Source organism: Streptomyces roseoviridis (assembly GCF_039535235.1).
GTDB lineage: Bacteria > Actinomycetota > Actinomycetes > Streptomycetales > Streptomycetaceae > Streptomyces > Streptomyces roseoviridis.
The window spans coordinates 792,464-811,447 of sequence record NZ_BAAAWU010000001.1 but is presented as its reverse complement, the minus strand read 5'-3'; the positions used below and the strand labels follow the sequence as shown (position 1 = coordinate 811,447).

Below are 18,984 nucleotides of genomic sequence, written 5' to 3'. Positions count from 1 at the left end.
CTCCTCGGGCAGGTGGGGCGAGAGGCTAGGGGCAGGCTCTCTTGGTGGCGGCGGTGGCGCGGGCGGTCGCGGCCAGGGCGGCGAACTGTTCCGCGAGCGTGTGGATGACGTCCGGCTTGAGCCGGTAGTAGGTGAACCTCCCGCAGGGCTCCGTCTCGACGACCCCGGCCTCGCGCAGCACTCTCAGGTGGTTGGAGAGGTTGGTCTGCCGGGCACCGGTCTCCTCCACGAGGTGGGTGGTGCACAGCGTCTCGCGGGCGAGCAGGGTCACGATCCGGAGGCGCAGAGGGTCGCTCAGCACCCTGATCAGATCAGTATCGACTGACGTCATCATGGGCTGATACTGTCACATCACCTGAGACTGATACCAGTCCGGGCTGATCTCCGTGCATGCGCAGCCGGCACCCGTCGCCATGGCCGCGCCGTCCCCCGAGGATGAATCGATGACCGCTCCGCTCGCCTCCGTGCTCTTCGTCTGCGTTCACAACGCCGGCCGCTCCCAGATGGCCGCCGGATTCCTGCGGCACCTGGCCGGCGACCGCGTCGAGGTCCGCTCCGCGGGTTCCCTGCCGGGCGACCGGATCAACCCCTCGGCCGTCGCCGCGATGGCCGAGCTGGGCATCGACATCTCCGACCAGCAGCCCAAGGTCCTGACCGCCGAGGCCGCGCAGGCGTCGGACTACATCATCACCATGGGCTGCGGTGACGCCTGCCCGTACTTCCCCGGCAAGACCTACCTCGACTGGCAGCTGGAGGATCCCGCCGGGCAGGGCGTCGAGGCCGTCCGCCCCATCCGCGACGAGATCAAGGTCCTCATCGAGGGTCTGATCGCCGACATCGACGCCAAGACGGCCTGAACGTGTGACCGACGGAGACCAGGCCGACGATGACCGGACCGACGGAGACCAGGCCGACGGTGACCGGACCGACGGAGACCAGGCCGATGGAGACCGGACCCACGACGATCAGACCGACGACGTAGGCGACGTCGTCACCGTCGGCTCCGGCCGCCGTCGCGGCTCCGCGACTCGCGGTCGGCACGGCACGGCAGGAGACTGGCGGGTGTGAGCACCGTTCCGCAGTCTCTCCGACGACGCGATGGCGTCCGCGTACTCGTCGCCCATGCCGGTGTTCACGGTTCGACCAGGAGCATCGCCGAGCGCATCGCCGCTCGTCTCCAGGAGCAGGGGGCCCGGGTCGGCGTGCTTCCCGTCGAGGAGGTGGGCGACCCGGGTGAGTACGACGTCGTCGTGGTGGGCAGCGCCGTTCACGACATGGCATGGCTTCCTGAGGCGCTGAGCTTCGTGCGCGCCGGCGCGGACCTGTTGGCCGCGCGAGACGTCTGGCTCTTCAGCGTGGGGATGCCGGCCGCCGCGCGGGGGCCGTGGCGGGCGCTGGTCGGCAGGGAGGAAGGCCATGTGGTCGGCGGCCTGATCGACGAGCTGCACCCGCGCGGTCACCGCCTGTTCTCGGGCGTCATCGCCCCCGAGCACCTGACGCCGACAGGGCGCTTGAAATTCCAGGCGATGGGGCTGCGCTACGGCGACTACCGGGACTGGCCCGCGGTCGACGACTGGGCCCGGCACATCGGTCGTGAGGTGCTCGGCAGCGGCGCGGAAGCCGACGACACGCCGGACTGACGACCGCCGAGCCCAGACCGGCCCGCCCAGGACCCGGCGCTGCTCGGCGGCCGGATCACACCAACGGCACCAGGACGACGGGCGCGGGACTGTGGTGGATGACCGCGTGCGCCACATGGCCGAGGTGCGGGCCCACGGGGACCCTCCGGGTCCGGCGTCCCACGACGACGAGATCCGCGTCCTGCGACGCCTCGACCAGGTGGTACGCGGCAGGACCCATGGCAGCCCCGGCCGTCACGCGCACCTCCGGGTACCGCCTCCGCCACGGCTCCAGGAGATCGTCAAGGCCCCCCTCGAGACGGTCGCCCAGCTCCTCGCCGAGCCCCGGATCCGCCAGAGTCGCGTAGCCGTACGAGGCCGGCAGCGTCCAACTGTGCAGGAACCGGAGGGGCAGACCCGTACGAGCGGCCTCCGCGAACGCGAACCCGAGCAGCGCCTCGCACGGGTGGTAGATGTCGACGCCCACGACGATGCCGGCGCGGGGCGGCACCGGCCGTTCACCCTTCGCGCGCACCAGGGCGACCGGCTGCCGGGCGGCGCCGACGACGGAGAGGGACACCGAGCCGACGGCAAAGCCGAGGACGCCGCCCAGACCGCGCGAGCCGAGTACCGTCAGGTCGGCCTCGTTCGCGGCGGCGGTCAGTATCCCGGCCGCCCGGCCCTGCGCCCGCTCGGTGAACACCTCCAGGTCGGGATGCTCCTTGCGTGCCTCGTCCGCCGCGTCCGCGAGCAGGCCGCGGGCGCGTTCCGCGTGGGTGCGGGCGTACGGGGCGGGGATCTCCGGTGTGCTCGGCCACTCGTCCACGTGCACGAGCCGGAGCGGCACTTCGCGGAGCACCGCTTCCTTCGCCGCCCAGCGAGCGGCGGCGGCGCTTTCTTCCGAGCCGTCGAGACCGACGGTGACCTGGGCTGTCATGACCTGCCTCCTCAGCCGGGTCCGTGCCGCGACGTCCGAGCGCCGCGCGCACGCGCCTTCAGCTCCAGCCTGCTGCCCGAGCCTCCACGCCGCAGGGGCCGGGCAGGTCCCGCTCGGGGCCGAACGGCCCATCGCCTCGGAGCCGACCACGGTGCCAGCGTGGGAGATGTCGCTCCCCAGGCTCGGTTCCCGGGTGGCGTACCTGTGAAGGAGGAACCATGAACAACGAGACCCCCGCCCGACCGGAGCTCGGCGATGTCGTCGTGGGCGTCGACGGGTCCCCCTCCGCCCGGACCGCCGCGTTCTGGGCCGCCGCCGAAGCGGACCGCCGGGGCCGGCCACTGTGCCTGGTGCACGCCGCCGGCACCGACCGGCGCGCGTACTGGACGGACGCGGAGACTCTCCAGGCGGTACGGGAAGCGGGCCGCGACCTGCTGACCGAGACCGCGCACGCCGTCCGGGAACGCTACCCGGAGCTTGCCGTCACCAAGGTGCTCAGCCGTCGCGATCCGGTCTCCGGCATCCAGGAGACCGCCGGCGACCGCGGGACCGTGGTGGTCGGCAACCGGGGGCTCGGAGGCTTCTCCGCCCTCCTGCTGGGCTCGGTCGGCCTCGGTGTGGCGGCCCGCGCCGAGGTGCCCGTGATCGTCGTCCGCGGAGACAACGAGCGACCCCAGACCGGATCCGTGACCGCTGCCGTACACGACGCTGCGGACCTCGACGTGTTGCTGCTCGCCGCCGCCGAGGCCGATGCCCACAAGGCGGCCCTGCGCATCGTGAGCGTGTGGAACGTGCTGACGCACGTCGGCCAGGTCACGACCATGCTCGACGACCTCGACGAGATCGCCCGGCACCGCGTGCACGAGGTGAAGGCGCTCGCCGACACCGTCCGCGAGATCTGTCCCCAACTGATCGTCACCCACCACGTGGAGACCGGCACGAGCACCCCCGGCATCCTGATCGAGGCGAGTGCCCGCACCGACCTGCTCGTGATGGGCCGGGGCCGCCGCTCCCTGGGCCTGGGCCCGTCCCTGGGTCGGGTCGCGCACGCTCTCATCCACCACGCCCACTGCCCGGTCCAGATCGTCCCGGACGCCTTCACGGCACGTGACGAGGGGCCGTGAGCGACGTGCTGGCGGGGGTCGACCCCGGCGACTTGTCCGTCCCGGCCCTCGTCTGGGCCGCCGACGAAGCCGCACGCAGACACGCCCGGCTCCGCCTCGTGGCGGCCGTTCCCCCGGTCCACGACCGGCTCCCCTACGCCGCGGTCGGCCACCTGAGCGCCCTGCGGATGCGAGCCGAGGCCACGCTCTCGAACGCGGAGGACGTCGTACGGCGACTGCACGGCGGCCTGCGCACCGCGACGGAACTCGTCCACGGGCTGCCCACGGCCGTGCTGCTCGAGAGAACACCGGGTGCCGTGCTCGCGGTGGTCGGGTCCCGTCGCCTCGGCAGGGCCGCCGAGATCTTCAGCGAGGGCTCCGTGGCGGTCCCGCTGGCGGCGCGCGCCGAGTGTCCCGTCGTCGTGATCCGGGAACCGGAGCACACGGCCGTCCGCCCGCCGCTGATCGTCGTCGGCGTGGACGGCAGCGGAGACTGCCGGGCCGCCGTCGCGTTCGCCATGGCAGAAGCGAGTCTGCGTGGGGCGCGACTCAAGGCGGTGTGGGTGTGGCCCCGGCCGTTGCTGTCGGCCGGCGACGAGAACGAGGGCCTGGCCGAGCGCCGCCTCCTGCTCGCCGAGGCGGTCGCCGGCTGTGCCGTACACCACCCGGACGTCGAGGTGGAGGACGTCGTCGTGCGCGGTCACCCCGTCGAAAAGCTCACCCGCGCCTCCGCGGAGGCACTCGCGGTGGTGGTCGGTCGCAGGGGCCGCGGTGGCCACACCGGAATGCGCCTCGGCTCCACGGTCCACGGTCTGTTGCACCACGCCGAGTGCCCCGTGGTCACCGTCCCGCTGCCGGCGGTCGCAGGGACGGACGGTACCTCCCCCAGGGCCGACCGGTCCCGGCCCCGCACGGACCGACCGGCCCCGACGGGATGACCCTCCTGGCACTGGGGCGCGACAGGCCCCGGGCGGCACGGTGGGAGGACGAGAGGGAGCCCGGACCGCCGTCCGGATCCCCGGAGGAGTGAGCACGATGCAGCAGATCCGGATCAGCCGCCGCCCCCAGCAGCCGCGCCGCCCCGGCCCGCTCGACCTCCGGACGCCCTCCGGCCGCCCGCTCCCGTACTGAGCGCGCGGTGGGAACACCACTTACGCCCTTGATCCATCCGTAGGGCCCAGGCCCGCACATGAGGAGCACGACGATGACCGGACACAAGGTGGAACGCAGGCACAGCCTCTTCCCCGACTTCAACGACTGGTTCAACCGTGAGTTCCCGGGGCTGCCCGGATGGCGTCCCGCCACCGCCGCGCACTCCATCCCGGTGGAGGTGTCCAGCGGTGAAGGCGCGTACGTGCTGCGGGCCGAGCTGCCCGGGATGGACCCCGACGACGTCACCATCACCGTCGACGACAACCTCATCACGGTGAGCGCCGAGCACAGCGAAAGCTCGGAGGACAAGGAGCACTCGGAGTTCCGCTACGGCTCCTTCCGCCGGACCGTACGCCTCCCCGAGACGATCCCCGCCGACGACGTCGACGCCACGTACAAGGACGGCATCCTCACCATCCGCGTCCCGATGCCCGAGCGGAAGCCGGAGACCCGACGGACCGTACCCGTGCGGCGAGCGGGCGGCACAGCAGGAGAAGAGCAGTCATGAACCCGACACGAGTCCTGGTCGCCTACGGCAGCAAGCACGGCGCGACCGCGGGCATCGCCGACGAGATCGGCAGGACGCTCCGGGCCGACGGCCTCGACGCGGTCGTCCTGCCGGCCGACGAGGTCAGGGACGTCAGCGGATACGACGGGGTCGTGCTCGGCGGCGCCCTGTACGCAGGGCGCTGGAACGGCAAGGCGAGCCGCTGCGCCCGCCGCAACGCCGACCAGCTCCGCGACCGCCCCCTGTGGCTGTTCAGCAGCGGCCCCGTCGACAGCTCCGCCGAGCAGGACGACATCCCGCCGGCGCCCGGCGTGGCCCGCCGCATGAAGAAGCTCGGCGCACGGGAGCACGTCACCTTCGGCGGCGCCGTGACCGCCGAGACACCCGGACGCATCGCACGCACCCTGGTCCGCCACGGCAAGGGCGGGGACTTCCGCAATCCGGCACGGATCCAGGAATGGGCGCACCACATCGGCGACGAGCTCGGCACCACGCGCTGAGCGGCACCGCCTGGACGTCCGGCGGACTCGCGCATCCCGGAGGTGCGACATGAGCGAGGAGACGACGGGGCGAGGGGCCACCGTGTCCGGGAGGGGATCCGCCGTGCGGGTTCCGCTGGTCCTGGTCAGCGTGGCCGCCCTCGTCTGCGGCGCCGTGGCCGCGGTCGTGCTGTGGGCCGCCGGTGCCGACGCCGCCCGCGACCTGGCCGCCCACCGCCACCAGGTGCAGGCCACCACGACCGGGCGGGCCGAGGACCCGCCCGTCGCCTCGCGGCAGGGAGGCAGACCACCCTCCGTGGCCCCGGCGGTCTGGGAGTACCCCGATGACGTCCACAGGTCCGGAACCGTCGACGTCCCGCGCCGGACGCCTCAGGGCCGTACCGTCACCATCTGGGTGGACGACCGCGGCACTCCCGTCCGCCCACCCGACGCCACGGCTGACCTCGTCCTGACCGCGCTCGCGGGCGGCACGGCGGCTGCCGGAGCCGTGGCGGCGTCGGGCGCGGGTCTTCTCGCCCTGGTCCGACGAAGCTCCGAAGGGCGCCGGCTCGCCGCCTTGGAGCGGGAGTGGGAGCAGGTGGAGCCTCTCTGGTCCGGCCGGCTACGGCGCGGCACCGGCCCCGGGGGCGACGATGCATGACCGCGCGGGTCGGGACACCGTGGCCGACTCGCAGGCACGGGCGGCGGCCGAGGCGCTTCCCTTCGACCCCAGCGAGCCACTGCCCCGACTGCGCCGCGAACTGGCGACCGGAGCGGACGGTCTGTCCGCCCGCGAGGCCGCCCGTCGCCTCGCCGTCCACGGGCCCAACGAGGTACGGCGCACAGCGCGTTCCTCCCTCGCCCGGGAGCTGACCGGACAACTGGTCCATCCCCTCGCACTGCTGCTCTGGGCCGCCGCCGCGCTTGCCTTCGTCGCCGACCTCGCGGTCCTCGGCTGGGCGATCCTCGCCGTCATCGCCGTCAACGCGGCCTTCGCCCTCCTCCAGGAACGGCAGGCCGAGCGCGCGGTGGAGACCCTCGCCCGGTATCTGCCCGAACACGCCCTCGTCGTGCGGGACGGAAAACCGACCACCGTGGAGGCCCGCGACCTGGTGCCGGGGGACGTCATCGTCCTGGAGGAGGGCGACAAGGTGCCCGCCGACGCGCGCGTGACCGACGGCGGGGTCGAGGTCGACCTGTCGATGCTCACCGGTGAGTCCGTCCCGGCCGAACGGGTCGCCGCGGCCGGGCTTCTCGGCGCGCCGCTCCTCGACGAACCGAACCTCGTCTTCAGCGGGACGACCTGCGTCGAAGGCCAGGCCCGGGCCGTGGTCTTCGCCACGGGCCACCACACCGAACTCGGCCGCATCGCCGCGCTCAGCCAGCGGACCCGGCGTGAGGCGAGCCCGCTGGAGAGGCAGGTCAAGAAGGTGGCCTGGCTCATCGCCGGCGTGGCCACCGGCATGGGCGCCCTGTTCCTCGTCGTCGGGGTGGCCGTCGGCCTTCCGCTCACCGACTCGCTGATGTTCGCCATCGGACTGCTCGTCGCCAACGTCCCGGAGGGACTGCTCCCGACCATCACCCTGGCCCTCGCCGTGGGCGTCCGCGCCCTGGCCCGGCGCGGTGCCCTGGTGAAACGGCTGAGCGCGGTGGAGACCCTCGGCTCGACCAGTGTCATCTGCACGGACAAGACGGGCACGCTCACCCGCAACAGAATGCGGCTGCGCGCCCTGTGGACACCCGGCCACGGCGCCGAAGCGGGCCCGTGGGCCCAGGAACTGGTGCGGACGGCCGCGCTGTGCACGACCGTCACCCGGGACGCCGACGGCGAACCGCACGGCGACCCGACCGAGGCGGCCCTCGTCGCCGGTGCCGCCGAGCGCGGTGTCCCCGTGGACCTCGCGGGCCGGGACACGGGGCGGCTGGCACTGTTCCGCTTCGATCCCCGGCTGCGGCTGATGTCGGCGGTGCAGGACGATCCGGGAACGGGCGGCCAGGTACGGATCGTGGTGAAAGGAGCCCCCGAAGCGGTGCTGCCCCGGCTGCAGCCAGGGGCCGACGTGGACAGCGCCCGTGCGGCGGCGGAGGAGCTGGCCGGGGGCGGCATGCGCGTGCTCGCCGTGGCCGTACGAGAACTGCCCAAGGGCGCCCATCCGCCGACACGGCGCGAGGACGCCGAGTCGTCCCTGAGCCTGCTGGGTCTTGTCGGTCTGTACGATCCGCCGCGCTCCGAGGTGGCCGCCGCCGTCCGGCGCTGCCACGAGGCCGGGGTACGCGTGCACATCGTGACGGGTGACAACGGCGCCACGGCCGCCGCCGTGGCCCGGGAGGTCGGCATCGGCGTACCCCGCCTCCAGGTCGTCACGGCCTCCGAGCGGCTGGACGACGAGGAGCTGGACCGGCTGCTGGTCAAGGGCGATGCCGAGATCGTCTTCGCCCGCTCCTCGCCCGAGACGAAACTCAAGGTGGCCGACACCCTCCGCGCCCACGGCCGGATCGTCGCCATGACCGGAGACGGAGTCAACGACGCTCCCGCACTTCACCGTGCCCACATCGGAGTGGCCATGGGACGCTCCGGCACCGACGTCGCCCGCGAGGCGGCCGCCATGGTCCTCACCGACGACGACTTCACCACCATCGTGACGGCGATCGAGTCCGGGCGCCGCGTCTACGACAACGTCCGCAAGTTCATCGTCTACATCTTCGCCCACGCCACCCCGGAGATCGTCCCCTTCCTCGTCTTCGCGCTGTCCGCAGGGGCGGTCCCGCTGCCGCTCACCGTGCTCCAGATCCTCGCCATCGACCTGGGAACCGAGACCCTGCCCGCCCTCGCCCTCGGCCGGGAACGCTCCGAACCCGGGGTCATGGAACGGCCACCGAGGCCACCGCACCAGGGCGTGATCTCCCGGGACATGCTCGTGCGCAGCTGGGGCTACCTGGGGCTCACATCGGCCGTCCTCGTCATGGCCGGCTACTTCTACGTACTGTGGCGCGCGGGCTGGCACCCCGGCGACCCGACCGGCGTCGGCAGCCCGCTCCATCACGCGTACGTGACGGCCACCACCGCCACGTTCGCCGGCATCGTCACCTGCCAGGTCGGCACTGCCTTCGCCGCCCGCACCGACCACGCGGCGCTCCGCGACATCGGCGTCCTCTCCAACCCGCTGCTCCTCGCCGGCATCGCCTTCGAGCTCGCCTTCACCGCCGCCCTCGTCTACGCGCCCCCGCTCCAGCACCTCTTCGGCACCGCCGCCCTCCCCTTGGACGTCGTCCTGCTCGTCCTGACCTTCCCCGTCCTGGTCTGGGGCACGGACGAGCTGCGGCGCGCCCGACGACGCCGTCAGAGGCGCTTGGCGTCAACCTCGGCCCCGTGCTCCGTGCCGCCCTGGTCGAGCCGGAACGGCGGGTAGGCGTCCGTCATGAGGCTCGCGTACGCGGCGACGCGCAGGACCCAGCGGTTCAGCCCGACGATCAGGGCGAACAGGTCCCGCGGATAACGCTCCGTGAAGGCGAGGGCGAAGGCCGCGATCAGCGCGAGCAGGCTGATCAGTCCGCCGGTCCACCAGCCGGCCCGCAGACCGCCGGTGAAGAAGGCGATCACCAGGTAGTGGGGGATTGCCAACAGCCACCACTTGACCAGGACCAGCGAGCGCGACAGCCGCTCCGGGTAGGCGATGTCGAGTCGGGCCGGATAGTCGGGCTCGGGACCCAGACTGAACGGTGGGTAGCGGTCGGTGCCGAGGGCGCCGTACGAGTAGTACGACACGCGCCAGGACCAGCGGAGCACGCCGAGGTTGAAGTCGAACAGGCCCCGCGGGAACCGCTCGGTGAAGAGGATCGCGAAGAACGCGATCACCGCGACCACGAGGAAGGCGATCCACAGGAAGAACAGCACGATCCAGTGCGGAATCACCAGGACCCACTTGACCAGCCACAGCCAGCGGGACAGCGGGGCGTCGAGCCGGCCCGTGACCGTGACCGGGGGGTACAGGGGGGACGGGTTCTCCATGAGGGGCACTTCCTCACCGCGTCGTCGTGTTCGCCGGCCCACGATCCCGAGTGCGACCTGCGCCCCCCTCCCAGGATCGCCGCCATCTGCGTTCGTGGGCGACCGGGAGGGCCCGTTCGAAGCGATGGGGACCGGTCGGCCCCTCGGCCGAAAGGGCCGACCGGGCCCATAGACGAGGACCGGTCGGCTCATGCGCCTTCTAGCTCTCCTGGTGACGCTGGAGGCGAGGAGGAAGGAGGCGGTGGAGATGACCGCCACGACGGAGCGGCTCCTCGATCGGCCCCCACCGCCGGCCGAGCCCCACCCGTCCGACTGGGCGACGGCGGGATACCCCGTACTGGACGAGATCTCGGCAGCGGACGGGGTCCACGTGGAAGAACGCCTGGCGGACGGGCGGTACGTGCTGCAGGCCGAGCTTCCGGGGATCGACGCCGAGGACATCGAGGTCACGATCACGCAGGGGCGTCTCATCCTCCGTGCCGGACGCAGCGACGAGAGCACCCGGCCGGGCCGCGCGGAATTCCGGTACGGCTACTTCACCCCGTTGCCGCCGGGGGTCATGAGTGACGAGGCGACGGCTGCGTACGAGCAAGGCGTCCTGACCATCACCATGCCGGTGCTGGAGGTGAAGGACGGCCTGAGGGCCGTGTCGGTGCGACACCTCTGAGTGTGTGCCTGGACTGAACCGCGGCGGTGCGCGGGCGCGTGGACATACTGGACGTATGGGAGGCGAGCGGAGTCCCGCGAGGAAGACCCACGTCGCAAGTCCCGAGCCACCAGCCCGCGAGCCGGAGCCGCACCCCCTGACGAAAGGGAGGGCGCAGCATGATCCGTCCCGTGACCGTCGGTGTGGACGGGGCACCCGAGTGCGTCGCGGCGGCCGCATGGGCCGCGCACGAAGCGGTGCTCCGCGGTGTGCCCCTGCGGGTCGTCCACGCGGATCCGTGGCCGGACGGGGTGAAGGTACGGCACGACGCCCCCGAAGCGCGGCGCCTCTGGGCAGAGAACCTGTTGGCCGCCATCGTGGAGACGGCACGGCGAGAGCACCCCTCGCTGGAGATCGAGACCCGGCATCTGTCCGGCCAGCCCGCCGAGGCCCTTGCCGAAGAGGCGGCCGACGCGGGTCTTCTCGTCCTCGGCTCGCGAGGGCTGAGCGGGGTCAGAGGGTTCCTGCTGGGGTCGGTCGGCATGGCGACGCTCCACGCTACGGAGCGGCCGGTCGTGCTCGTACGGGCACCCGGGCGGTCGGCCGCGCCGGAGCAGGCTGCGCCCTCCTCTTCGTCGCACACCGTCGTCGTCGGTGTGGACATCGACCAGTACTTCGCCCCGCTCATGGATTTCGCCTGCCAAGAGGCCGCGGTGCGTGGCGGTCGCGTGCTCGCGCTGCACGGATGGAGGATTCCGCCCGTGGTCCGCGACGCCTCGGCACTGGTGGCCGCCGAGCGGGAGATGGGCCCGGACATGAGCCGGCGTCTCACACAGGCCCTGGAGCCGTGGCGGCGGAGGTTCCCTTCGGTGGAACTCGCGGAGCGGTGCTGCGTCGGCGGCCCCGCCCCACTGCTGCTGGACAGCGCCAGGGACGCGGATCTGGTGGTGGTCGGCCGGCGGGTGCGCAGGGCGTCTCTCGGCACGCACATAGGGCCCGTCACCCACGCGGTCATGCACCACTGCGCCGTGCCCGTGGCCGTCATCGCCCATGACTGACGAGGCGCCCGTGCCGCTCGCGCTCCCCCTCGCGCGTCGAAAGCCGAACCACGGGGCAGTGGCGGGGATCCTGGGGTCATGAACACTGCGGTGGCGGTGCTGAGCGCTCTGCTGTCCGCCGTGTGCTTCGGTGTCGGGTCGGTGCTCCAACACCAGGCGGCGCGACAGACATCCGCACGCAAGGCGCTGCACCCTCGGCTTCTGTTCGACCTGGCGCGTCGGCCGATGTGGGTGGCGGGGACGGCGCTGTCCGTCTCCTCGTTCGCGTTCCTGGCGCTCGCGCTGGCCTTCGGGCCGCTGGTCCTGGTGCTGCCGCTGGCCGCGATGGATCTCCTGTTCGCCTTGCCGCTGCTGGCCCGGCGGCGCAGGGAGCCGCTGACCCGTGTCGAGGCGGCCGGGATGATCTGCACAGCGGGGGGAGTGGCCGTGTTCCTGACGGTCCTCCCGCACTCTCCCGCGAGCTCCGTCGCGACGGTGCGTGACTGGGCACCGGCGTTCGCGGCCTTCGCCGGCGCGGTGTTCCTGCTGGCACCCCTGGGAGCGAGCCGGCCAGGGCGGGTGCGGACGGCCTCGTACGCCGTCTGCGCCGCCTTGACGCTGGCTCTTCTCGACGGCCTGACCAAGAGCACGGCCGGTCGGTTCAGGGCGGACGGTCTCGGAGCGCTCTTCCACTGGGAGCCGTACGCCCTGGTGGCCGTCGGAGTGACGAGTCTCGTCCTGTCACAGAGCGCTTTTCAGGCGGGCTCCCTGGCCATCGCCCTGCCCGTCATCGACACGCTCGAACCGATCGGTGCCGTGGCCATCGGTGTAGCCGTCTTCGGCGAACAGCTCGCCCTCACGGCCGGGGCGCTGACGGTACAGATGGCGGGAGCGGCGGCGGCCCTGACCGGCATCGTGCTCCTGGGCCGGTCACCGTTGGCAGCGGAATGACGCTGCTGATCGTGTCCGGTGTCTTCAGATGCGCGACGCCGCGGTGCCTCGTCGCCCGTCGCCTTCCCGTATGCGCTCCTCGATCCCACGGCGTACGGACGCGGTCAGGGCCGCCAGCCGGGCCGACACCGCGGGCCGGGGCGGAACCGGCTGCCCGATCCTCCTGGCCTCGTCCGGAACCTCCGCGACGTCGGCCTCGAAGCGGGCGCGGGCGGCAGCCAGGTCGTCGGGCGGCCCCGTACGCCGCCCGTCGCGCATCACGGTCCGCAGCAGGGGCTCCGTACCCGCGGGCGGTTCCTCGTCCGCGAGGCCGATGACGTCACGGAGACCGGGGCCTCGGAAGACCTGCTTCCGGCCGGGGGCGGACACCTTCGTGGAGGAGAGCTTCATGACGGGGCGGTCGTCGTACTCGACCAGCTTGTACGCGGTGTCCAGGTACGGGGCGTCGGCGGCCGTGCCGACCTTGGTCCCCACGGCGAACACGTCGATCGGTGCCCCGTCGCGTACGAGCCGGTCGACGCCGTACTCGTCCAGACCGCCGCTCGCGATGATGCGCACGGTCCCCAGCCCCGCGTCGTCGAGGGCCGTACGGGCCCGGCGAGCGAGCGCGCCCAGATCCCCGCTGTCCAGACGGACGCCGCACCCCGGGCCGAGCCCCAGGTCCTTGAACACGCGGGCCGCGGTGGCCACACCACGGCCGGTGTCGTAGGTGTCGACCAGGAAGGTCACCGGGCCGGGATGGCTGCGGGCGAAGGCTCGGAACGCCTGTTCCTCCGAGGCGAAGGTCTCGATGTACGCATGGGCCATCGTCCCGGCGGCGGGGATGCCGTACCGGTGGGCGGCGGCGACGTTGCTGGTGCCGGCGAAGCCGACGAGCGCGCACAGGCGTGCCGCCTGCATGCCCGCCTCCGGCCCGTGCGTGCGGCGCAGGGAGAAGTCCACGAGCGGCCGCCCGCCGGCGGCGAGGACGCAGCGTGCCGCTTTGGAGGCGACAGCCGTCTGATGGCACAGGAGGGACAGCAGGTACGTCTCCACGAGCTGCGCCTGCGGCAGCGGCGCCGTGACCTCCACGAGTGGCTCGCCGGCGAGGACGAGGCGCCCTTCGGGCACGGCGCGGACCTGCCCGTCGAAGGACAGCCCGTGCAGCGGTGCCAGGTCCTCCACCGGACGCTTCAGCGCCTCGGCGAACTCCTCGACATCCCCGCGGCCCACCCGGAAGCGTGAGAGGTAGTCCAGGGCCGGTTCGAGCCCCGCGGCGACGAGGAATCCCCGGCCCGGCGGAAGATCCCTGACGAAGAGGTCGAAGGTGGCCGGTGCCCGCTTGTCCTCCCGCAGGTACGAGAGCGCCATCGTGACCTCGTACAGGTCGGTGGCCGTCACCTCGGACACGGCTACGTCCCGTTCCGGGCGGTGAGCTCGCAGCGCACGTCCACGACCCCTTCGACGGCCCGGGCAAGCCGTTCCGCGAGGGGGACGAGTGCGGGGTCGCGCACCTCTCCGGACAGGGTCACGACACCCGCCTCGACACGGACGTCGACCCGGGGGCCGGACACCGGGAACAGGTGCGCGACGACGTCGCGGCGGACCTCGGCGGCAAGGTCGTCGTCAGGGCGGAGGAAGACCTTGAGGAGGTCGGACCGGCTGACGATCCCTTGGATCGTGCCGCCGGAGTCGACCACCGGCAGCCGTTTCACACGGCGGGTGGCCATGAGGCGCGCGGCCTGCGGCAGGGACGCCTCGGGCGCGATGGTGACGGCGGGCGAGGTCATCAGGTCCTCGGCCCGGCGCGAACCGGCCTTGGCCGTGGCGTCGAGCCGGCGCAGCTGCTCCATGAGCCCCAGGCGGTGGTCGTGGAACTCCTCTTTGAGAAGGAGGTCGGCTTCCGAGACCACACCCACGACACGGCCTTCGCCCTCGACGACGGGGACGGCGGTGACCTTCCACCGCTGCATCGTGGCGACGATCTCCTTGAAGTCCGCTCCGGGCAGGACCGCGACGACCTTCTTGGTCATCACGTCGGCGACGGTGAAGGGCTGGGTGGTCATGGCTGTCTCCTCACCGGGCGTAGGCCAGGGGTTCCGCGCCGACGCGCGGCATCAGGTCGGCGAGGAGCCGGCCGCGGGCGGCCAGCAGCCGACGCGCCATCGTCGCCGCGACGCATCCGAAGACGGCCTCGCCGACGGAAGGGTCCAACGCGCAGAGGTCGCGTACGGCCTGCGCGTCGAACTCGAGAGCCTGGACCTCTGTGGTCGCGGTCGCACCGAGGTGCCAGTGGTAGGGCGGCATGATCCAGGAGCAGCCGAGGAGCGAGCCGCCCACCAAGGTGTCCACGGCGGCGTTGCGGCGCCCGGGCACGTGCGTGTCGAGCTCGACCCTGCCGGTTTCGATGATCCAGAAATGGTCGGCGTGCTGCCGCTCGCGGAAGATGCGGGTGCCCGCCGGGAAGCGGACGGGGCGGGAGTGCTCCAGGAGCCGCCTCCGCGCCTCGGGAGCGAGTTCGTTCAGGAGCGTCCGCGTGGTGGTCATGGTGTCCTCCAGCCCTTCCCTCACAGACTCCCGCGCGGCGTGCGATCCCCGGCAGGGCCGCCCAGGGCACACCGGGGGCCGAAAGGCCCGGGTCGGCGGACCGGGACGGCCTTCCCCGGCCGGGGTGCGAGGGCCCGGCTTCCCAGGCCCCGGTGCGGAGGCGGTGTCAGGGACGACACGGAGCGTCAATACCCCAGGGGGTATTTGACAAGGCTCGATGACGGGTCCTACTGTCGAGAGGGTAATACCCCGGGGGGTATGTGGAGGTATCCCGCCCATGGTTCGTGAAGCAGACCTGCCCGCCTTTGTCGCCGTACGGAGTGCCGGCGCTCGCGGCATCGACGCGCATGAGCCGGAAAAGGGTCGAGCGGGCCCCGGGCCTGGATGGACGGCGGTCGCCCGGTGGTGACGGGGTCCGCCCCCGGATCGGTCTGGCCTTCTGCGCTCGCGCGCCGCCCTCGCGGTGGGAGTGGGCCGCTCCCTGACCTCTCTAATACCCCCCGGGGTATTGAATCAACTCTCTCACGGAGGTTCCCGTGTTCTTCGCCCAGTACTACCTCGACTGCCTCTCCCAGGCGTCGTACATGATCGCCGACGAGACCACCGGCCGGGCCGTGGTCGTCGATCCCCGCCGGGACGTCTCGGAGTACCTGGCGGACGCCCAGGCCCGAGGCTTCACCGTCGTAGGCGTCATCAACACCCACTTCCACGCCGACTTCGTCGCCGGTCACCTGGAGATGGCGGCCGAGACGGGGGCGTGGATCGGCTACGGCCGGCGTGCCGAGACCGAGTATCCGATCCGCAAGCTCGCCGAGGGGGAGACGATCAGCCTCGGCGACGTGACTCTGGAGATCATGGAGACGCCGGGGCACACGCCGGAATCGATCAGTGTGCTGGTCTACGAGCGCGGTGCGGACACCGTCCCCTACGGCGTCCTCACCGGCGACGCGCTCTTCATCGGGGACGTGGGCCGCCCCGACCTGCTCGCCTCCATCGGCGTGACCGCCGAGGAACTCGGCGCCATGCTCCACGACAGCGTGCAGAACAAGCTGATGGGCCTGCCGGACGAGGTGCGGGTCTTCCCCGCGCACGGCGCCGGGTCCGCCTGCGGCAAGAACCTGTCCGCCGAGAAGCAGTCCACCATCGGCGAGCAGCGGGTCACCAATTATGCGTGCGCGCCCATGTCGCAGGCCGATTTCGTGGCCCTCGTGACCGCCGGCCAGTCCGCCGCTCCCGGCTACTTCGCCTACGACGCCGAGCTCAACCGCAAGGAGCGGGAACTGTTCGACCCGGCCGCCGCCCCCCGCCCCCTTGCCGCCGACGACTTCGCCGGTCTACGGGCCTCCGGTGCCGTGGTCGTCGACGCCCGCGATCCGCAGGAGTTCGCCGCCGGTCACCTGCGCGGCGCGATCAACGTCCCGGCAGACGGACGGTTCGCCGAGCAGGCCGGCACCGTGCTGCCCGCAGATGCCGACCTGCTGGTGGTCGCGCCGCAGAACCGCGAGGAGGAGATCGTCACTCGCCTGGCCCGGATCGGCTTCGACCGCGTGGCCGGCTACCTGCGCTCCCCGGACGACGCCCTGACGGCGATGTCCCAGGAGGTCACCCCGGCCAGTCGGCTGACCGCGGCTCAGGTCCGTGCCGCCCTGGCGGGCGACAACCCGCCGGTCGTCATCGACGTCCGCAACTGTGGCGAGCGAGGCGAGCACGGCTTCATCGACGGAGCCCTGCACATCGCGCTGGGCGAGCTGCCCGGCCGCCTGGACGAGATCCCCCGCGAGAAGCCCCTGGTCCTGCACTGCGCGGGTGGCCACCGCTCCTCGATCGCCGCGAGCCTGCTGCGCCACCACGGCTTCGACGACGTCTCCGACATCCTCGGTGGCTACGCCGCCTGGGCCCTGTCGAACACCCCCGCCGCCTGACAGGCAGGGCCGACCCCACGGACACCGACCCGTGCGCGGTCCGCCGGCCTGTGCCGTGCCAGGCCCGCGCGGGGCGGCCGATCTGCCGGTGGGGACGACATTCCGCGGCCTGAACAAGACCTCGGAGCCCGGCGACGGCCTCGTTCTGCTGTCTCACATATACCCCACCCCGTATTCGAACCTTCACCTTGACGGAGTTTTCATGACCACCGACGTCTCCCACACCACCGGCCTCACCCCTGCTGTCCTCCAAGGGCTCATCAAGGACGGGGCCGGGCCGCGGCTGCTGGACGTGCGCACCCCGGGCGAGTTCCGAACCGCCCACATCCCCGGTGCCTACAACGTTCCGCTGGACACCCTGCGTGAGCACCGCGCCGAGCTCCTCGCCCACCTCGACCAGGACGTCGTCCTCGTCTGCCGCTCGGGCGCCCGCGCCTCCAAGGCCGAGCAGGCGCTCGCCGAAGCCGGTCTGCCGAATCTGCGGGTCCTTGACGGCGGCATGATGGCCTGGGAAATGGCCGGGGCTCCGGTCACTCGCGGCGAGGCGCGCTGGGACCTGGAGCGCCAGGTCCGCCTGATCGCCGGATCGATCGTGCTCGTCACCGGCGTCGTGGGCGTGCTCGTGCCGGGCGTGCACCTGATCGGTACTGCCATCGGCGCGGGGCTGACCTTCGCCGCACTGACCAACACCTGCGCCATGGGCATGCTGTTGTCCAAGCTGCCCTACAATCGCGGCCCGCGCACCGACATCCGCACCGTCATCGCCTCGCTGCGGGACCGCTCGTGATCACGCTCGTCCTCGTGGCGTCCGTCCTGATCGGCGTCAGCCTGGGCGTCCTTGGTGGCGGCGGTTCCATCCTGACCGTGCCGATCCTCGTCTATCTGGCCGGGATGGACACCAAGGAGGCCATCGCCACCTCGCTGTTCGTCGTCGGCGTGACGAGCCTGGTCGGGCTCGTCCCGCACGCTCGCGCGGGTCGGGTGCGGTGGCGCACCGGACTGATCTTCGGCGCGGTCAGCATGGTCGGTGCGTACGGCGGAGGCCGCCTGGCCGAGTACGTCCCCGGCACGGCGCTGCTCGTCGCGTTCGCCGTGATGATGCTGGCCACCGCCTCCGCCATGCTCCGCAAGCCCCGTAAGCCGAAGCGGGCCGGGCCCACCCACGCGGACCTGCCCGTCACGCACGTGATCGCCGAGGGCCTGGTGGTGGGCGCGGTCACCGGCCTGGTCGGCTCCGGCGGCGGCTTCCTCGTCGTCCCCGCGCTCGCCCTCCTCGGCGGACTGCCCATGAGCGTTGCCGTCGGCACCTCACTCCTGGTCATCGCCATGAAGTCCTTCTCCGGACTCGCAGGCCACCTCGACGCGGTCCAGATCGACTGGAACCTGGCCTTGCTCGTCACCGCCGCGGCCGTGGTGGGCAGTCTGATCGGCAGCCGCTTCGCCGGGCGCATACCCCAGGAGACGCTCCGCAAGGCGTTCGGATGGTTCGTCGTCGTCATGGGTGTCTTCGTCCTCATCCAGCAACTGCCCCCCACTGTCTGGGCCAGCCCCCTGGCCTGTGCCGGAGCCGCACTGGCGGCGGCGTCGGCCGTCGCCGGGGCCACCGTGCGGGCACGCCGTCGGCGGACCCACACGAACCCGCCCCAGGTAGGCTCTCGGGAGCCGGTCGCGCACTCCTGAATGCATACCCCTCGGGGTATCCTTGAGGGGAAGGCCCACGAGGAGGAGGAGCCCGGTGAAGGTGGAAGAAGAAGCGGCGACCGCGGTCCTCAACCGACTGCGCCGCGCGCAGGGCCAGCTCGCAGGCGTCATCGCCATGATCGAGGCCGGCCGCGACTGCAAGGACGTCGTCACACAGCTCGCCGCCGTCTCCCGCGCCCTCGACCGGGCCGGCTTCAAGATCGTCGCCAGCGGCATGCGACAGTGCCTCGCCGAGAGCGAGGAAGGCGCGCCCCCGATGAGCGAACAGGAACTGGAAAAGCTTTTCCTCACTCTCGCGTGAGTGAACCACGACAGCGGCCGGCGGACATCCGCCGGCCGCGCCGCTTCACACCGCCGGCGGAGGCGTGACGGCCGCGCAGACGGACCGGGGCGC

The 18,984-nt window shown here is 72.2% G+C and carries 21 protein-coding genes; 15 read left to right on the top strand and 6 right to left on the bottom strand.

From position 1 onward, the window contains the following. Positions 1-25 precede the first annotated feature (25 nt). Positions 26-334, bottom strand: coding sequence for an ArsR/SmtB family transcription factor (locus tag ABD954_RS03620; protein ID WP_345484279.1), 309 nt, complete (start codon positions 332-334; stop codon positions 26-28). 109 nt (positions 335-443) lie between these two features. Between ABD954_RS03620 and ABD954_RS03615 the strand changes: the two genes are divergently transcribed. Continuing rightward, the gene (locus ABD954_RS03615) at positions 444-857 is read left to right on the top strand and encodes an arsenate reductase ArsC (RefSeq protein ID WP_345484278.1); all 414 of its coding nucleotides are present in this window, start codon (positions 444-446) and stop codon (positions 855-857) included. 207 nt (positions 858-1,064) lie between these two features. Then, entirely contained in the window at positions 1,065-1,640 is a 576-nt protein-coding gene (locus ABD954_RS03610; protein ID WP_345484277.1) for a flavodoxin domain-containing protein, read from the top strand. Between the two features lie 55 nt (positions 1,641-1,695). On the opposite strand, the gene ABD954_RS03605 is transcribed toward ABD954_RS03610, so the two are convergent. Then, complete coding sequence (locus tag ABD954_RS03605; protein ID WP_345484276.1) at positions 1,696-2,556, bottom strand: universal stress protein; 861 nt, start codon at positions 2,554-2,556, stop codon at positions 1,696-1,698. Positions 2,557-2,774: 218 nt separating this feature from the next. Here ABD954_RS03605 and ABD954_RS03600 point away from each other — a divergent pair, with 218 nt between their 5' ends. The 6 genes from ABD954_RS03600 (at position 2,775) to ABD954_RS03575 (ending at position 9,208) form a co-directional block, all read left to right on the top strand. After that, positions 2,775-3,680, top strand: coding sequence for a universal stress protein (locus tag ABD954_RS03600; protein ID WP_345484275.1), 906 nt, complete (start codon positions 2,775-2,777; stop codon positions 3,678-3,680). Continuing rightward, complete coding sequence (locus ABD954_RS03595) at positions 3,677-4,597, top strand: universal stress protein (protein ID WP_345484274.1); 921 nt, start codon at positions 3,677-3,679, stop codon at positions 4,595-4,597. The genes ABD954_RS03600 and ABD954_RS03595 overlap by 4 nt, the downstream gene beginning before the upstream one ends. A gap of 266 nt (positions 4,598-4,863) precedes the next feature. Then, on the top strand, positions 4,864-5,319 hold the full coding sequence (locus ABD954_RS03590) for an Hsp20/alpha crystallin family protein (protein ID WP_345484273.1): 456 nt from the start codon (positions 4,864-4,866) through the stop codon (positions 5,317-5,319). After that, on the top strand, positions 5,316-5,819 hold the full coding sequence (locus ABD954_RS03585; protein ID WP_345484272.1) for a flavodoxin domain-containing protein: 504 nt from the start codon (positions 5,316-5,318) through the stop codon (positions 5,817-5,819). The genes ABD954_RS03590 and ABD954_RS03585 overlap by 4 nt, the downstream gene beginning before the upstream one ends. 49 nt (positions 5,820-5,868) lie before the next feature. Next, the gene (locus ABD954_RS03580) at positions 5,869-6,459 is read left to right on the top strand and encodes an Rv1733c family protein (RefSeq protein ID WP_345484271.1); all 591 of its coding nucleotides are present in this window, start codon (positions 5,869-5,871) and stop codon (positions 6,457-6,459) included. 19 nt (positions 6,460-6,478) lie between these two features. Beyond that, positions 6,479-9,208 carry a cation-translocating P-type ATPase gene (locus tag ABD954_RS03575; RefSeq protein WP_345484270.1) on the top strand — a complete coding sequence of 910 codons (2,730 nt, stop codon included), beginning with the start codon at positions 6,479-6,481 and terminating at the stop codon, positions 9,206-9,208. On the opposite strand, the gene ABD954_RS03570 is transcribed toward ABD954_RS03575, so the two are convergent. Beyond that, complete coding sequence (locus ABD954_RS03570; RefSeq protein WP_345484269.1) at positions 9,139-9,807, bottom strand: DUF4389 domain-containing protein; 669 nt, start codon at positions 9,805-9,807, stop codon at positions 9,139-9,141. The genes ABD954_RS03575 and ABD954_RS03570 overlap by 70 nt on opposite strands. Positions 9,808-10,054: 247 nt before the next feature. Between ABD954_RS03570 and ABD954_RS03565 the strand changes: the two genes are divergently transcribed. The 3 genes from ABD954_RS03565 to ABD954_RS03555 all read left to right on the top strand — a co-directional run bounded on the left by ABD954_RS03565 (position 10,055) and on the right by ABD954_RS03555 (position 12,441). Continuing rightward, the gene (locus ABD954_RS03565) at positions 10,055-10,474 is read left to right on the top strand and encodes an Hsp20/alpha crystallin family protein (RefSeq protein WP_345484268.1); all 420 of its coding nucleotides are present in this window, start codon (positions 10,055-10,057) and stop codon (positions 10,472-10,474) included. A gap of 158 nt (positions 10,475-10,632) precedes the next feature. Beyond that, complete coding sequence (locus ABD954_RS03560; protein WP_345484267.1) at positions 10,633-11,511, top strand: universal stress protein; 879 nt, start codon at positions 10,633-10,635, stop codon at positions 11,509-11,511. Between the two features lie 78 nt (positions 11,512-11,589). Beyond that, the gene (locus ABD954_RS03555) at positions 11,590-12,441 is read left to right on the top strand and encodes a DMT family transporter (protein WP_345484266.1); all 852 of its coding nucleotides are present in this window, start codon (positions 11,590-11,592) and stop codon (positions 12,439-12,441) included. Positions 12,442-12,465: 24 nt separating this feature from the next. Here the strand turns inward: ABD954_RS03555 and ABD954_RS03550 are convergent, their stop codons facing one another. The 3 genes from ABD954_RS03550 to ABD954_RS03540 are packed head-to-tail and all read right to left on the bottom strand — an operon-like array spanning position 12,466 to position 14,967. Further along, positions 12,466-13,830 (bottom strand): nicotinate phosphoribosyltransferase, encoded by a 1,365-nt coding sequence (locus ABD954_RS03550; protein ID WP_345484265.1) that lies wholly within the window; start codon positions 13,828-13,830, stop codon positions 12,466-12,468. Between the two features lie 2 nt (positions 13,831-13,832). After that, on the bottom strand, positions 13,833-14,486 hold the full coding sequence (locus tag ABD954_RS03545; RefSeq protein ID WP_345484264.1) for a CBS domain-containing protein: 654 nt from the start codon (positions 14,484-14,486) through the stop codon (positions 13,833-13,835). 10 nt (positions 14,487-14,496) lie between these two features. After that, entirely contained in the window at positions 14,497-14,967 is a 471-nt protein-coding gene (locus ABD954_RS03540; RefSeq protein ID WP_345484263.1) for a cyclic nucleotide-binding domain-containing protein, read from the bottom strand. A gap of 536 nt (positions 14,968-15,503) precedes the next feature. On the opposite strand from ABD954_RS03540, the gene ABD954_RS03535 reads away from it, so the two are divergent. The 4 genes from ABD954_RS03535 (at position 15,504) to ABD954_RS03520 (ending at position 18,891) form a co-directional block, all read left to right on the top strand. After that, on the top strand, positions 15,504-16,889 hold the full coding sequence (locus ABD954_RS03535) for a rhodanese-like domain-containing protein (RefSeq protein WP_345484262.1): 1,386 nt from the start codon (positions 15,504-15,506) through the stop codon (positions 16,887-16,889). 202 nt (positions 16,890-17,091) lie between these two features. Beyond that, positions 17,092-17,676 (top strand): rhodanese-like domain-containing protein, encoded by a 585-nt coding sequence (locus ABD954_RS03530; RefSeq protein ID WP_345484261.1) that lies wholly within the window; start codon positions 17,092-17,094, stop codon positions 17,674-17,676. Beyond that, positions 17,673-18,569, top strand: a complete 897-nt coding sequence (locus ABD954_RS03525; protein WP_345484260.1) for a sulfite exporter TauE/SafE family protein — start codon at positions 17,673-17,675, stop codon at positions 18,567-18,569. The genes ABD954_RS03530 and ABD954_RS03525 overlap by 4 nt, the downstream gene beginning before the upstream one ends. A 55-nt stretch (positions 18,570-18,624) precedes the next feature. Then, complete coding sequence (locus tag ABD954_RS03520; protein WP_031004254.1) at positions 18,625-18,891, top strand: metal-sensitive transcriptional regulator; 267 nt, start codon at positions 18,625-18,627, stop codon at positions 18,889-18,891. Positions 18,892-18,984: the final 93 nt, after the last annotated feature.

Coding starts and splice junctions, on each gene's coding strand:
- ABD954_RS03620 (WP_345484279.1), bottom strand. CDS start 334: ATGATGACGTCAGTCGATACTGATCTGATCAGGGTGCTGAGCGACCCT.
- ABD954_RS03615 (WP_345484278.1), top strand. CDS start 444: ATGACCGCTCCGCTCGCCTCCGTGCTCTTCGTCTGCGTTCACAACGCC.
- ABD954_RS03605 (WP_345484276.1), bottom strand. CDS start 2,556: ATGACAGCCCAGGTCACCGTCGGTCTCGACGGCTCGGAAGAAAGCGCC.
- ABD954_RS03600 (WP_345484275.1), top strand. CDS start 2,775: ATGAACAACGAGACCCCCGCCCGACCGGAGCTCGGCGATGTCGTCGTG.
- ABD954_RS03590 (WP_345484273.1), top strand. CDS start 4,864: ATGACCGGACACAAGGTGGAACGCAGGCACAGCCTCTTCCCCGACTTC.
- ABD954_RS03585 (WP_345484272.1), top strand. CDS start 5,316: ATGAACCCGACACGAGTCCTGGTCGCCTACGGCAGCAAGCACGGCGCG.
- ABD954_RS03580 (WP_345484271.1), top strand. CDS start 5,869: ATGAGCGAGGAGACGACGGGGCGAGGGGCCACCGTGTCCGGGAGGGGA.
- ABD954_RS03570 (WP_345484269.1), bottom strand. CDS start 9,807: ATGGAGAACCCGTCCCCCCTGTACCCCCCGGTCACGGTCACGGGCCGG.
- ABD954_RS03565 (WP_345484268.1), top strand. CDS start 10,055: ATGACCGCCACGACGGAGCGGCTCCTCGATCGGCCCCCACCGCCGGCC.
- ABD954_RS03560 (WP_345484267.1), top strand. CDS start 10,633: ATGATCCGTCCCGTGACCGTCGGTGTGGACGGGGCACCCGAGTGCGTC.
- ABD954_RS03555 (WP_345484266.1), top strand. CDS start 11,590: ATGAACACTGCGGTGGCGGTGCTGAGCGCTCTGCTGTCCGCCGTGTGC.
- ABD954_RS03545 (WP_345484264.1), bottom strand. CDS start 14,486: ATGACCACCCAGCCCTTCACCGTCGCCGACGTGATGACCAAGAAGGTC.
- ABD954_RS03540 (WP_345484263.1), bottom strand. CDS start 14,967: ATGACCACCACGCGGACGCTCCTGAACGAACTCGCTCCCGAGGCGCGG.
- ABD954_RS03530 (WP_345484261.1), top strand. CDS start 17,092: ATGACCACCGACGTCTCCCACACCACCGGCCTCACCCCTGCTGTCCTC.